This window comes from Lysobacter claricitrinus (assembly GCF_045866565.1).
Lineage (GTDB): Bacteria > Pseudomonadota > Gammaproteobacteria > Xanthomonadales > Xanthomonadaceae > Cognatilysobacter > Cognatilysobacter claricitrinus.
In genome coordinates, this window is the sequence record NZ_BAAFZV010000002.1 from 1,181,069 (window position 1) to 1,194,810 (window position 13,742).

Consider the following 13,742-nt stretch of genomic DNA (forward strand, 5'->3'; position numbering starts at 1 on the left):
TTCCCTTAGATCGCGATCGACTGCAGCTTGCGGCGGCGGCCATAGATCAGCGTCGCGATGGCGCGCGACACCGAGACCGCCGTGTACATCGACGTCAGGATGCCGACGATCAGCGTGACCGCGAACCCCTTGATGGGGCCGGTGCCGAACGCGAACAGCGCGAGGCCGGCAAGGATCGTCGTGAGGTTGGCGTCGGCGATGGTTCCCTTCGCGCGTTCATAGCCCTCCGAGATCGACGTCTGAGGTGGCAACCCGAGTCGCAATTCTTCGCGGATTCGTTCGTTGATGAGCACGTTCGCGTCCACCGACATGCCGACCGTCAACGCTACGCCGGCGAGACCCGGCAGGCTCAGCGTCGCGCCGAACACCGACAGGATGGCGACCACCATCAGCAGGTTCATCAGCAGCGCGAGGCTCGTGATGATGCCGAACATGCGGTAGTAGACGAGGAAGAAGCCGAGGGTGAACACGAACGACGCGGCGACGGCGGTGAGGCCGCGCTCGACGTTCTGGCGACCCAGGCTCGGGCCGACGATGCGCTCTTCGACGAAGTCCATCGGCGCAGCCAGCGAACCCGAACGCAGCAGCAGCGCGAGGTCGGATGCCTCGGCTGAACTCGACAGGCCGGTGGTCTGGAACTCCTTGCCGAACACGCCCTGGATGGTCGCGACGGAGATCACTTCCTCGTTGACGCGCGTGGTGCGGACTTCCTTGCCGTCGACCACCTTCACTTCCGGCACGCGTTCGATGTACACCACCGCCATCGGCTTGCCGACGTTCTCGCTGGTGAAGTCGAACATGCGCTGGCCGCCGACGCTGTTCAGCCGGATGCTCACCGCCGGCGTGCCGCTCTGCGAATCGGTGGTGGCGGTGGCGCCGACGAGCTGGTCGCCGGACGTGATCACGCGCTTGCTCAGCAGCACCGGCGCGCGCGGGCCGTTCGGCGTCTGCGGACGACGGTAATAGACGCGCGCTTCCGGCGGAACGTTGCCGCTGCGCACGGCGTCCTGCGCGTCGCCCTCGATGACGCCGCGGTATTCGAGCGTCGCCGTCGCGCCGATGATGCGCTTGGCCTGTGCGGTGTCCTGCACGCCGGGCAGTTCGACCACGATGCGGTCGGTGCCCTGGCGCTGGATGATCGGCTCGCCCACGCCGATCGCATTGACGCGATTGCGCAGCGTGCTGACGTTCTGCTCGACCGCTTCGAGCGCGAGGCGCTGCTGCTCGGCGGGATCGACGCGAACGGTGATCGTGCCACCCGCCGTTGCGACGTCGAGCGTCGTCTGGCCTTTCGTGATGACCTGCTGCGCGCGCACCACGTCCTGCGGCGCTAGCGTCGCGATGACGCTGCCGTCCGGGCGACGCTCGACCGACTCGTAGCGGATGCCGGCATCGCGCAGCTGCACGCGAACGTCTTCGGCGAGCGCGTCGAGACGCTTCTCCATCGCCGCCTTCTGGTCGACCTGCATCATGAAATGCACGCCGCCCTGGAGGTCGAGGCCCAGCGTCATCGGCTTGGCACCGACGCTGGCCAGCCACTCCGGCGCGGTCGACGCGAGGTTCAGCGCGACGACGTAGTCGTTGCCGAGCGGATCGCGCAGGACGTCCGCGGCCTTGACCTGCTGGTCGGGGTTCGCGAAGCGGACGAGCAGGTTGCCGTTCTTGATGTCCATACCCTTGGCCGGCACGCCGGCCTTGGCCAGCGCGTCGCCGACGCGCGCACGAAGCGCGGCGTCGATCTTCGCGCCATGGCTGGCGGTGACCTGCACGGAGGGATCCTGCGGGAAGACGTTGGGCAGCGCGTACAGCGCGCTCAACAGCAACAGGATGACGGCAAGGGCGTATTTCCAGCGCGGGTAGGTCAGCATCGAAGTCCAGGCGGCTCCCCGCCGCGTCCAAAACGTGTAAGGGCGGCCGCGGCCGCCTTCAAGTCGTCGCGGCTCAGGCCGCCTTGAGCGTGCCCTTGGGCAGCACGTTGCCGATCGCGGTCTTCTGCACGCGAACGCGGACGCCGTCGGCCACTTCGATCGTGACGAAGTTCTCGCCGATGTCGGTGACTGTACCGGCGAGGCCGCCGGCGGCGAGCACCTCATCACCCTTGGCGAGCTTGTCCAGCATGCCGCGGTGTTCCTTCGCGCGCTTCATCTGCGGCCGGATCATCAGGAAGTACATGACCGCGACGACGATCAGGATCGGCAGGAAGCCGAGCGCGCTGCCGGCAGCGCCGGGGGCGCCGCCAGTGGCCTGGGCGTGGGCGGCGGGAATCACGAAATCGAGAAGCGACATGGGCGGATCCGGCGAAAGCGACCCGGGATTATGCCACGCGTCCGCCGGTCGCCCGGGCCGGCGGATAGGTCGATACCGGGTTCAGCTGCCCTCACCTGCCCGCCGCGCGGCATAGAACGCGTCCCGGAAGTCCGCGAACCGCCCCTGCTCGATCGCCTCGCGCATGCCGGCCATCAGGCGCTGGTAGTAGCGCAGGTTGTGCAGCGTGCCCAGCATCGGACCGAGCATCTCGTTGCAGCGGTCGAGGTGGCGCAGGTAGCTGCGGGTGTAGCCGTTGCGGCAGGTGTAGCAGTCGCAGCCTTCCTCGATCGGGCGCAGGTCGCGCTCGTACTTCGAGTTGCGGACGCGGATTACGCCCGTCGCGGTGAAGTAATGGCCGTTGCGCGCGTTCCGGGTCGGCATCACGCAGTCGAACATGTCGACGCCGCGAGCGACGGCTTCGACGAGGTCCTCCGGCCGGCCAACGCCCATCAGGTAGCGCGGGCGATCGATCGGGAGCTGCGGCGCGGTGTGGTCGAGCATCGCGTTTCGCTCGCCCTCCGTCTCGCCCACGGCGAGGCCGCCGATCGCGTAGCCGTCGAAGCCGATCGCCTGCAGCACCTCGGCCGAACGGGTACGCAGGTCGCGGTGCACGCCGCCCTGCACGATGCCGAACAGCGCGGCATCGTTGCCTTCGTGCGCGCGCCTGCTGCGCTCGGCCCAGCGCAACGACAACTCCATCGAGCGACGCACGACATCCGCGCCGACCGGCACACCGTCGACATGCACGGGCGGGCACTCGTCGAAGATCATCACGATGTCCGAGTCGAGCACCTTCTGGATGCGCATGCTTTCCTCGGGGCCGAGGAACACCTTGCTACCATCGGTGGGCGCCGCGAAGGTCACGCCTTCCTCGGTGATCTTGCGTTTGTGCGCGAGCGAGAACACCTGGAAACCGCCGGAATCGGTGAGGATCGGGCCGTCCCAACGGGTGAAACCGTGCAGGCCGCCGTGATCGCCTATCACGTCGAGGCCCGGGCGCAGGAAGAGGTGGAACGTGTTGCCCAGGATGATCTCGGCACCGAGTTCGCGGACCTGCTCAGGCGTCACGCCCTTGACCGAGCCGTATGTCCCGACCGGCATGAACGCCGGTGTCTCGACGGTTCCGCGCGGGAACGTGAGGCGGCCACGACGGGCGACGCCGTCGGTGCCGAGGAGCTGGAAGGACATGCGGCTCATGGGCGGTGCGGACCTGCTTCCGGGATTGCGAGGAAAAACGGCACGCGGGATTCGTTGGCGCCCCGTGATGCGTCGATCATGGCCGCGGATCCTCACCGGCCGCGGCACGCCACAGCATCATCGCGTCGCCATACGAGAAGAAGCGGTAGCGCTGCGCGATCGCGTGGCGATACGCATCGAACATGCGCGTGCGACCGGCGAACGCCGACACCATCATCAGCAGCGTGCTTTGCGGCAGATGGAAGTTGGTGACCATCGCGTCGACGCTGGTCATGCGATAGCCCGGCAGGATGAACAGCCGCGTTTCGCCCGAGAACGGCGCGAGTTCGACGCGGCCGTCATCGTGATGCCGCGTCGCGCTTTCGAGCGCGCGCACCACCGTCGTACCGACGCCGATGATGCGGCCACCGGCTTCACGCGTGCGACGGATCTGCTCGACCAGCGCCGCACCGACGTTGATCCATTCGCTGTGCATCACGTGCTGGCTGAGATCGTCGACGCGAACGGGCTGGAACGTGCCGGCGCCCACGTGCAGCGTGACGTGGCCGAAGTCGACACCCGTCGCGCGCAGGCGCGCCAGCAACGCCTCGTCGAAATGCAGGCCCGCGGTCGGCGCGGCGACGGCGCCGACTTCCTTCGCGAATACGGTCTGATAGCGCTCGGCATCATCCTGGCCTGGCTCGCGCTGGATGTACGGCGGCAGCGGCAGGCGGCCCGCGTGCAGGAGCCACGACTCCAGCGGTTCGTCGACCTCGAACTGCAGCAGGTAGAACTCGCCCTCGCGTCCGAGCACGCGTGCGATGCCGCCGGCGTCGAGCTCGATCACCGCGCCTTCCCTGGGCGACTTGCTGACGCCGAGCTGCGCACGCGCGCGATCGGCGCCCAGCAGGCGCTCGATCATGATCTCGACGCGTCCCCCCGTGCTCTTTTTCCCGAAGAGGCGCGCGGGAATGACGCGCGTGTCGTTGAAGACCAGAAGGTCGCCCGCGCGCAGCAGCTCGGGCAGGTCGCGGAACACGCGGTCCTCGAACGGCCCATCGCCGGGCGGCACGACCAGGAGCCGGCTGGCCGACCGCTCGGCGAGCGGCGCCTGCGCGATGAGCTCCGGCGGAAGGTCGTAGTCGAAATCGGACTTCTTCAAGCGGACGGGGCCGTCTTCGGCCGTTCATCCGCTGCGCGGACGGCCGCGTAGTGTACCGGCGGCCCGGGGGTTATCGGCGCAAAACCCGCGTGATAGCATTCGCGCAACCTTTTGAATGGAAACGGAAAACGCCTTGCGCGCGCTTCCGCGCCCGCCTGTTCCCCGCGTTTTCCCGTCTTGTCCTGGACTGCTTGGAGCCCGCCACCATGTCGAACGCCACCGCCACTTCCGCCGCCCTCCTCGCGCCGCTGCGCGCCCGCGGCGGACGCCGTCGGACGGTCGGCCTCGACGACGCGACGATCGAACGCTTCGCCGCTTCGCACGCCGACCTGCGCGAAGCCATCGAAGCCGCGGCGCGCGAGTTCGAGGCGGTGCAAGCGGAGGCCGCCGATCTTCTGGACCTCGACGAGGACGCGCAGATCCACGCGGTGCAGGCCGGCTTCGTCAATTTCTACCCGGACGACGGCGTCAACCCGTACGTCGCGCTGGTCGCGCGTGGCCCGTGGGTGGTGACGCTCAAGGGCGCCGTGCTCCACGACTCCGGCGGCTACGGCATGCTCGGGTTCGGCCATGCGCCGGCCGCGGTGATCGACGCGATGTCCAAGCCGCAGGTGATGGCGAACATCATGACGCCGTCGCTCGCCCAGCGTCGTTTCGACCGCGCCATCCGCGCCGTGATCGGCGCGTCGGGCGGCTGCCCGTACGAGCGCTTCTTCTGCCTGAATTCCGGTTCCGAATCGGTGTCGCTCGCGGCGCGCATCGCCGACGCCAACGCCAAGCTGATGACCGACGCCGGCGCGCGCCATGCAGGCCGCACGATCAAGCGCCTCGTCGTCAAGGGCAGCTTCCACGGCCGCACCGAGCGCCCGGCGCTGTACTCGGATTCGTCGCGCAAGACCTATGTGCAGCACCTCGCAAGCTTCCGCGGCGAGGATTCGGTGATCACCGTCGAGCCTTACGACGTCGACGCGTTGCGTCGCGCGTTCGCCGATGCCGACGCGAACGGCTGGTTCATCGAGGCGATGTTCCTCGAGCCGGTGATGGGCGAAGGCGACCCGGGTCGGGGCGTGCCGCGCGCGTTCTACGACGCCGCGCGCGAGCTGACCAAGGCACACGGCGGCCTGCTGCTGGTGGATTCGATCCAGGCCGGCCTGCGTGCCACCGGCGTGCTGTCCATCGTCGATTACCCGGGCTTCGAAGGCATCGAAGCACCGGACATGGAGACGTATTCGAAGGCGCTCAACGCGGGCCAGTACCCGCTGTCCGTGCTCGCGGTGAACGCGCGTGCCGCGTCGCTGTATCGCAAAGGCCTGTACGGCAACACGATGACGACCAACCCGCGCGCGCTCGATGTCGCGTGTGCGGTGCTTGCGCAGGTGACGCCGGCCGTGCGCGAGAACATCGTCGCGCGCGGCAATGAAGCGGTGAAGCGCCTCGAGGCGCTGGCTGCGGAGCTTGGCGGGATGATCACCAAGGTCCAGGGCACCGGCCTGCTGTTCTCGTGCGAGCTGTCGCCGAAGTTCAAGTGCTACGGCGCGGGCTCGACCGAGGAATGGCTGCGCGAGCGTGGCATCGGCGTGATCCACGGCGGTGCGAATTCGCTGCGCTTCACGCCGACGTTCACCATCACCAGCGAAGAGCTGGAGATGGTCGTGGCGATGGTCGCGCGTGCGCTTAAGGAAGGCCCGCGCATCGAGCAGGCCGTCGCGGCCTGACGCGTCGTACTTCGCTGCAAACGAAAAAGGCCGGCGATTGCCGGCCTTTTTTGTGCCCGCACGGATCAATGCACGAACAGCACCATCGCGGCGCGGACGACGGCCAGCAACGACGACGTCGTGATCACCGACCACGTCAGGAACGTGCCCCAGAATCGTCCGAACGAATAGCCGGATGACCGCGACAACCCCAGCGCATGCAACGAGCGTGCGACGAACAGCACGCCGCCGAGCACGGCCACCCACATGCGGTCGAGCCCACCCAGTTCCAGCAACGCGAGCAGTACCAACGCGAACGGCACGTTCTCGATGAAGTTGGCATGCACGCGGATGCGCTGCAGAAGCTGCGGATCGCCACCGTCGCCCAGCCCGATCTTCCGGCCGCGACGCAGCGCCACGATCGGCCACAGCAACGACATCAGCAGCAGGCCGTGCAGACCGGCGACCAGCAGGGTAACGACGGGCATCAGGACTTGCCTCCGGTAATCGCGCGGGTAAGAAACCACAGGCCGACCAGCGCGGCCGCGGCGATCGCGATCAGCCACGGACGAAGCTTCATCGCCGGCGTGCGCGTGGCCGCCGCGATGTCGACCGCCGGCCGCACGACTGCAGGCGCGGCCGCGGCCTTGGCGCTCAACTGCCAGGCGCCATCGCGCAGCGCCACTTTGCCGGCGAGTGGCGGAAGTACGAATTCGTGCCAGGTGATGCGCACGTCCCCGATCGCGGGGGCCAGCGGATTGAAGCTGCTCGCGAGCCCGTCGCCCTCTGGCTGGAAGCTGGCGCCGAGATCGGCCGGAAGCCGCGAGAAGTTCGGCCGCGCCGACTGCCACTGGCCCAACAGGCGCACGACGTCGATCGGCAGCGGCCGGCCGTCGAGAGACACCGCATCGACCCACCATTGCCGGTTGCGGATCGGAAGCCGCGCGGGATTCCGATGCGCCGTGTCGAAATCGTCGGATTCGATCGGCGCCGCGTTCCAGACAGTGGCGTAGCGGCCGTCGTCATCTCGGCGCCACTGGTACATCTCGACGCGCCGCTCGAGGCCGAACTGCTTGGAGCCGACGTGGAAGTCGGGATCCTCCAGCGCGTTCGACGGCACGGGGTCGTTCTCCGGCACCGCTTCGGCATGCGCGAGCCCCGCGGCGAGCAGCGCCGCCAACGCGAACGTCGCACCGACCTTCATGCGGCGAGCGGTCGCGCCAGCAGCGCGGGAACCTCGTTGGTGGTGCTGAAGCGCCCGTCCGCCGACTTCACCACGCGCGCAAGCGCGCACGCCGGATCGTGCGTGAAGTACAGATGGACGTCGCGCACCAGCATGTCCTCGAGGAACGCCTTCTTCTCGTCGATCAGCAGCTCGGCGTTGCGGTCGTAGCCCATGGTGATCGGCACATGCACCCACGGACGCCCCGGAATCAGGTCGGCGCAGAACACCACGCCGCCATGCGCTTGGCCATTCGCGGCGGGCGCGCCGACGATTTCGGCGAGCATCAGGCCCGGCGTGTGGCCGTCGCTGAAATGAAACCGCACCGCGTTGCCGAGCGTGTGCGAATACTCGCTGTCGACGAGTTCGAGACGGCCGGTCCCCTTCAGAAGACCGGGCAGCGCGGGAATGAAGCTGGCGCGATCGCGATCGTGCGGATCCAGCGCGCGTTCGAAATGACGACGGCCGACCACGTATGTCGCGTCAGGAAACACCAGCGTCGGTTCGGCGCCGTCCTGCCACGCCGACAGCAGGCCGCCCGCGTGGTCGAAATGCAGGTGCGAGAGAAGGACGACATCGACGTCTTCGGGACGGAACCCGGCATCTTCAAGCGACTCGAGCAACACGTGGCGGTCCTCGACCACGCCGTAGCGCTCGCGCAGCCTGGGCTCGAAGAACGCGCCGATGCCGGCTTCGAACAGCACGGTCTTGCCCGCCAATGGCGTGGCCAGGAGCGCGCGGCAGGCCAGGTCGATGCGCCCCTGGTCGTCCGGCGCCGCCCACCGCGACCACAACGCGCGCGGCGCATTGCCGAACATGGCGCCGCCGTCGAGCTTCTGGGTATTGCCGTCGATGGACCAGAGCTTCATGGCAATCTCCGCATCACCCCTAAAGGCTATCAGGTGCGCCGTTGAGTACGCCGCAGCCGATGCTGCTCGAACGTCACGGCCGGTGAATTCAACAGCGTTCGATGACCGGAGGGCGAGCGTTCCCGGGCTCAATCCACAGGTGCCGTCCTCCGGCCCGCCCGCGCCCGCGTTCGACCTGCGCGGTCCGCGCCAAGTGCGATTCCGCGCAAACGATCGCTGCGCATCTGGCGACACCCGACGGCCGGCGTCGCGCAACGACAAAAGCGGTCCAAACCTGACAACCATCGGCAGTCCCGGGGCCGGCGCGCGCGTGACACCTGTCCCATAACACGAAAATCGCGATCTGCGACCTCGACGTCCGCCTAGATTGTGGTCGTCGAATCGCTTGTTGCCGTCTCGCGCGAGGGACAACGCATGAAAAACCAGCAGGGCTTTACCCTCATCGAGCTGATGATCGTCGTCGCGATCATCGCCATCCTGGCCGCAATTGCACTACCGCAATATCGGAACTACACCCAGCGGACCGCAAACGGCGCTTGTCTCGCCGAAGCAAAGGCCTGGATGAATAGCGCGGTGGCGGACGCCGCCGATAGCCGTACCGCGTCGGCATTCGTCGCCAAGGCGTGCAGCGCTACCGGGACGATTACAGTCAGTCCGAACGACTACGAGAACAACGTCGTCAAGATCTTCACTCCCAAGACGAAGGGCACGCCCAGCCTCGTCGAGAACACGAGCTGCGCCTCCGGCAGCAACAGCTGCCACCTCAACTGAGCGAGCGCTAGCAGCAACCCTGGACTCCGGATCGCGAGACGTCGTCGCCGGCGCGGCCGCCGATCATTCCGTTTCGCCCATCCGCCAGCGTTACGCCGCACCGTCCCTGAAAGCCTCTCGGCGTTGCGCTGGATGCGACAAGCAACCCCCGCTCAGAACGACAAAGCCCCGCAAAGGCTGAAGCCTTTGCGGGGCTTTAAGTTGTTCGTGGTGGCCGGGGAGGGAATCGAACCCCCGACACGGGGATTTTCAATCCCCTGCTCTACCAACTGAGCTACCCGGCCACGACCACGGCCGGGCCGTGGGAGGCGGAATGTTACGGACGCGTGGAGTGATTGGCAAGCCGGATCAACGCTTAACGGCCCGCCCGCCGCGTTGCATGCGGTCGTTCGCGCGGGCGCATCATCACGTCATCGCCCCGAGTGAGCACGGCCATGCGACGACTTCTGCTGATGGGACTTCTCGCCATGTCGGTCACCGCCTGCGCAAGCGGCCGCGACACGAAGACGGCCTCGAAGCTCGAGCTTTATCGTGAACACGCCGGTGCGCCGGTCGACAGCTTTCCGTACCTGGCGCCGATGAAACAGTGGACGCCGCTCGGACGCGATGCGCTCGCGATCTGGACGTCGCCCACGCGCGCCTGGCTGCTGGATGTGTCGGACTGCTCGGAACTCGAGTGGGCGCAGGCGATCAAGTTGAGTGACAGCATGGGACACGTGACTGCACGCTTCGACCGCGTGACGCCCATCAGCCGCAACGTCAATGCGATGTCGTGCACGATCGAGCAGATTCGTCCGCTCGATGTCCAGGGGATCCGCAATGCCGAGCGTGGCGCCCGCTGATGGACAACGGCGCCGCGGGGCCTGCAATAGCGCCGCGTTCGCAATAAAAAACGCCCCGGGCAGAACCCGGGGCGTTGCGTATCGACGGGGTACGCGTGGGGCTCAGTCTTCCGCGGAACGGTACGCAGTCAGGTAACGGCCGGCGGCGACGGCGAACGCGGCGCGCGTCACCGTCTTGTTCGGATCGAAGTAGGCCTTGAGCGTCGGCTGCAGGTCGTACGGCCCCTGCTCGACGGCGAAGCGTGCGTTGATCAGGCCAAGGTCGAGCGCCTGCTGCACGTAACCGCGAAGGGCTGCCGGGATCGACGCTGCGTCCGCCACGGGAACCCGCTTGCCGTCGTAGAACGCGGTGAGGTCGCCGCTGAACGACTGCGCCTGCGGTTGCAACGCCATGCTCTGCACGAGCGAGTACGCGAGCGATACACGCGTGACGGCGTCGTTCGAACGGAAGGCGCCGTTGACCGTGCCCATCACGCCATCCTGGTTGTGCGCGAGGTCGCGCAGCGAACCGCCGCGTGCGATCGCCGCCTCGGCGAACGCGTAGCCCGACGAACCGGTGCCGAGATCGCTGAAGCTCGAGCGTCCGTTGAACGGCAGCGACTGACCGATGTTCTGGCCCATCGACAGGTACTGCGCGAGTTCGATGCGCTTGAGGTTGGCGTCCGGGCGGAACGTCTTGTCGGCGTAGCCATCGGCGAGGCGATTTGCGACGGCGAATTCGATCGCCTGGCGCGCCGGATGGTTGGCGATGTCGTCGAGCCCGGTGTAGCCGCCCGAATTGAGGAAGCTGACCTCGCCGTCGACGTAACCCGGCGCCGCATACCCGTTCGTGGCCTTCGCCGGGTCGAGCGCGACGCCCGACACCGAGCCAATGCCGCGCACGGTCAGCTTCCACTTGCCGGCCTTGCCGGGCGCACCCGCGGTGATGGTGTCGCTTTCGACAGGCAGCGCGATCGACGATCCGTACTGCACGCCATCCGGATCGATCAGCACCAGCGCGACGGTGTTGTCGACGGTGGCGCGTGCGCTGACGAACGCGACTTCAGGGCCGACGTCGAACTCCATCGTGTCGACCGTGCCCACCGGCGCGAAGAACAGCGAGAACGGCTTCGGATCCGCGCCCTTCGCCAGCACCGCGTTCGAGTTGAACGTACGCAGCGAGTTGACGGTCGCGCCGTAGCCGGTGCGGACGTTGGTGGCTTCGGCGACCGCGGCGTACGCGTTGATGTGGCCTGCGCCGGCTTCCCACGAGAGGCGGCCGGTCATGTTCGTCGCGGTCCGCTTGATGATGTCCTTGACCTGCGCGGGCGTGAGGTTCGGGTTCGCTTCGAGCATCAACGCGACGATGCCGGCGACGTGCGGCGTCGCCATCGAGGTGCCGCTCATGTGGGTGTAGAACGGCAGGTACTGCGGATCCAGCGTCTCCTGGTCGTGCTGCGCTTCCAGCGGCGGCAACGCACCGGCAAGGTCGCGGTCGGAAATGATGTCGACGCCCGGCGCGACGATGGTCGGCTCGTTGACGTAGGTCCACGACTTGCCGTCGGGCATGGTGAACGTGCCGGTTTCACCGCGCTTGCCGCGCGACGAGAAGCCGGTCAGCACGCCATCCTTCTCGCTCGCGCCGACCGAGATCACCCATGGCGCCTGCGCATACGGGTTGTGCGTGTCTTCGCCCGGGCCGTCGTTGCCTGCGGCGAACACGCTGACGATGCCGCGCTTGTAGAGCTCGTACGTCGCGACGCTGACCGGATCGGTCGGATCGAACGTGCCGCTGCTGCCCCACGAGTTGCTGACGACGCGAATGGTGTCGCGATAGCTGAACTGGTTGGTCGCCGCGTAGTCGAGGCCGCCGACCGCGTCGAGGATGAAGAGCACCGCACCCGAGCCATAGCCGACAAGCGACGCGCCCGGCGCGACGCCGCGATACAGGCCGTTCGAACGCGCGCCGGTGCCGCCGGTGATGCCGGCGCAATGCGTACCGTGGCCGGAGCCGATGTCCGCGTTGGGCACGTTCTCGGCGTACGTCATCGGCACGATGCCCGGGGCGACGTCGGACGCGAGCGAGCCAAGTACGTTCTGGGCGGCGAGCACGTTCTGCACCACGTGCGTGCCGAGCTTGAGGTCGTCGTGCGTGGCGTCGATGCCGGAGTCGTTGATCATCACGCCGACGCCCTTGCCGCTGAAGGGAATGGCGCGACTGAAGTCACCGGGGTTGGAGATCGCGCGCGCAGCGCCGGAGATCTGGTTCGCCTCGACGTCGAAATAGCGCAGCGGCGCGTTGTAGACGATCGAGACGATGTCGCCTTCCTTGGCCAGCGCGCGGATCTCGGCCGGCGTGGCGATGACGCCGGCGATCGGCAGGGTGCGCATCGTGCGGCCCTTCTCGATGCCGAGCGCCTGCAGCTCCGCGAGCTGCGTGGCGTTGACGGGGCCGGACTGGCGGTACGTGACCACGACGCCGATCTGGTCGGTGGGCGCGGCGGCGGCCAGCTTCTGCACGAGCTGGTTGTCGAGGTGCGCATCGGCGAGCGCGACGCCACTGGCGAGCAGGCCGAACGCGAGGGCGGAAACGCGGAGGGAGAGGGAGCGCGGAGCAGGCATCGGGAAACTCCAGGGTCAGGCGACGCTGCAGTTGTCCCACCCGCCGGCGCGCCGTCCCATCCGGCAATGCCTCCACGGCAGGCAGGGGTAAACACCCACGGAGCGACAGGGGTTTTCCCGCCTCGCACCGCGGCACGCTGGGCGGTATGGTCGACCCGTCCGCGACGACGCCCGCTTCACCTTGCCGGTCCTAGCGTCGCTGCGATATCGGGGTCAAATACGTTCCGGAGCCGCCATGCCGAGTGGTCTCGTCCGCCTGTTCATCGTCGCGCTGCTTGCGCTGGCCGCCCCGTTCGCATCCGCGCAGTCGTTGCCGGTGCAGGTGGCCGTACAGGGCAACGTCGCCACCGTGGTCATCGGCGCGCCGACCGCACCGGTCGCGGACATGACGCTTACGTTCGACTCACCGCACGCGCTGACCGCTGCCAACCTCGGCATCGTCGCGCAGACCGTGCCGCTCACCGACCCGCAATTGCTGGCGCGGCTGCCGGGCACGCTGGCGTCGCTGGATTCCGCGTTCCCGGTCATGGTGACCGTCGAACCAGCGACGGGCGGGCTGTCGTTCGACCGCACGGTCAAGGTCGAGATCCACACGCACGCCCTGCCCTACACCTACGGCAGCAGCTTCCGCCTGTTCAAGGCGCCGCTCGGCGGTGCATTCCGCGACATCACCACGGAGGTCGCACAGGGCAGCGTGCGTGCGCGGGGCACGACGGGCGGGTTCTCGCAGTTCCTGATCCTGGCGGACGTGCGCCGTACTGGCGACGTGGTCAACGAAAAACTCGACCGCCTGCGCACGCGCATCGCCACGCTCCCGGCCAGCGAAGCCGCGCCGCTCGAAACGCAGCGCGCCGCGGCCGTGCAGGCTGTGGCGGATGCCCGTTACGACGATGCGCTCGCTGATCTCGACGCACTGGCTGCGCGCGTCGATGCACGCGCCGGCACGTCCATCCCGGATACGTGGCTGGCGGGTGGCGGTGGCGACAACACCGCGGGCGAACTGCTCGCCGGCGTCGCCACGGCGAAGTTCTCGATCGCCTACCTGCGCAACTTCGGGCATTGAGGCATCGCCTGACAGCGCCCCGCGTCATCGGCGAA

General features: G+C 67.8%; 12 protein-coding genes and 1 tRNA gene. 4 read left to right on the forward strand and 9 right to left on the reverse strand.

Going from position 1 to position 13,742, the window contains the following annotated elements:
* Positions 1-5: 5 nt before the first annotated feature.
* From secD to queA, 4 genes are all read right to left on the reverse strand, one after another.
* Positions 6-1,868 carry a protein translocase subunit SecD gene (gene secD, locus ACKTTN_RS10285; protein ID WP_407909748.1) on the reverse strand — a complete coding sequence of 621 codons (1,863 nt, stop codon included), beginning with the start codon at positions 1,866-1,868 and terminating at the stop codon, positions 6-8.
* A 73-nt stretch (positions 1,869-1,941) separates the two neighbouring features.
* Positions 1,942-2,286: a preprotein translocase subunit YajC gene (gene yajC, locus ACKTTN_RS10290; RefSeq protein WP_407909749.1), complete on the reverse strand. Its 345-nt coding sequence runs from the start codon at positions 2,284-2,286 to the stop codon at positions 1,942-1,944.
* Between the two features lie 81 nt (positions 2,287-2,367).
* Entirely contained in the window at positions 2,368-3,504 is a 1,137-nt protein-coding gene (gene tgt, locus ACKTTN_RS10295) for a tRNA guanosine(34) transglycosylase Tgt (protein ID WP_407909750.1), read from the reverse strand.
* A 76-nt stretch (positions 3,505-3,580) separates the two neighbouring features.
* A complete protein-coding gene (queA, locus tag ACKTTN_RS10300; protein WP_407909751.1) occupies positions 3,581-4,645 on the reverse strand; it encodes a tRNA preQ1(34) S-adenosylmethionine ribosyltransferase-isomerase QueA in 1,065 nt (354 codons plus the stop codon).
* A 206-nt stretch (positions 4,646-4,851) separates the two neighbouring features.
* Between queA and ACKTTN_RS10305 the strand changes: the two genes are divergently transcribed.
* On the forward strand, positions 4,852-6,360 hold the full coding sequence (locus ACKTTN_RS10305; protein ID WP_407909752.1) for an aminotransferase class III-fold pyridoxal phosphate-dependent enzyme: 1,509 nt from the start codon (positions 4,852-4,854) through the stop codon (positions 6,358-6,360).
* A 65-nt stretch (positions 6,361-6,425) separates the two neighbouring features.
* Here the strand turns inward: ACKTTN_RS10305 and ACKTTN_RS10310 are convergent, their stop codons facing one another.
* From ACKTTN_RS10310 to ACKTTN_RS10320, 3 genes are read right to left on the reverse strand one after another with little or no spacing between them, the layout of a single operon-like run.
* Positions 6,426-6,827, reverse strand: coding sequence for an MAPEG family protein (locus ACKTTN_RS10310; protein ID WP_407909753.1), 402 nt, complete (start codon positions 6,825-6,827; stop codon positions 6,426-6,428).
* A complete protein-coding gene (locus ACKTTN_RS10315) occupies positions 6,827-7,543 on the reverse strand; it encodes a TMEM43 family protein (protein WP_407909754.1) in 717 nt (238 codons plus the stop codon). Before ACKTTN_RS10315 ends, ACKTTN_RS10310 begins: the two co-directional genes overlap by 1 nt.
* Positions 7,540-8,430: an MBL fold metallo-hydrolase gene (locus ACKTTN_RS10320; protein ID WP_407909755.1), complete on the reverse strand. Its 891-nt coding sequence runs from the start codon at positions 8,428-8,430 to the stop codon at positions 7,540-7,542. Before ACKTTN_RS10320 ends, ACKTTN_RS10315 begins: the two co-directional genes overlap by 4 nt.
* Before the next feature lie 414 nt (positions 8,431-8,844).
* Between ACKTTN_RS10320 and ACKTTN_RS10325 the strand changes: the two genes are divergently transcribed.
* On the forward strand, positions 8,845-9,201 hold the full coding sequence (locus ACKTTN_RS10325) for a prepilin-type N-terminal cleavage/methylation domain-containing protein (protein ID WP_407909756.1): 357 nt from the start codon (positions 8,845-8,847) through the stop codon (positions 9,199-9,201).
* A 208-nt stretch (positions 9,202-9,409) separates the two neighbouring features.
* Here the strand turns inward: ACKTTN_RS10325 and ACKTTN_RS10330 are convergent.
* Positions 9,410-9,485, reverse strand: a tRNA-Phe gene (locus ACKTTN_RS10330).
* A gap of 150 nt (positions 9,486-9,635) precedes the next feature.
* Between ACKTTN_RS10330 and ACKTTN_RS10335 the strand changes: the two genes are divergently transcribed.
* Complete coding sequence (locus ACKTTN_RS10335; protein ID WP_407909757.1) at positions 9,636-10,043, forward strand: DUF6491 family protein; 408 nt, start codon at positions 9,636-9,638, stop codon at positions 10,041-10,043.
* A gap of 102 nt (positions 10,044-10,145) precedes the next feature.
* On the opposite strand, the gene ACKTTN_RS10340 is transcribed toward ACKTTN_RS10335, so the two are convergent.
* Complete coding sequence (locus ACKTTN_RS10340) at positions 10,146-12,644, reverse strand: S8 family serine peptidase (protein WP_407909758.1); 2,499 nt, start codon at positions 12,642-12,644, stop codon at positions 10,146-10,148.
* 235 nt (positions 12,645-12,879) lie between these two features.
* Here ACKTTN_RS10340 and ACKTTN_RS10345 point away from each other — a divergent pair, with 235 nt between their 5' ends.
* Entirely contained in the window at positions 12,880-13,707 is an 828-nt protein-coding gene (locus ACKTTN_RS10345) for a DUF6689 family protein (protein WP_407909759.1), read from the forward strand.
* Positions 13,708-13,742: the final 35 nt, after the last annotated feature.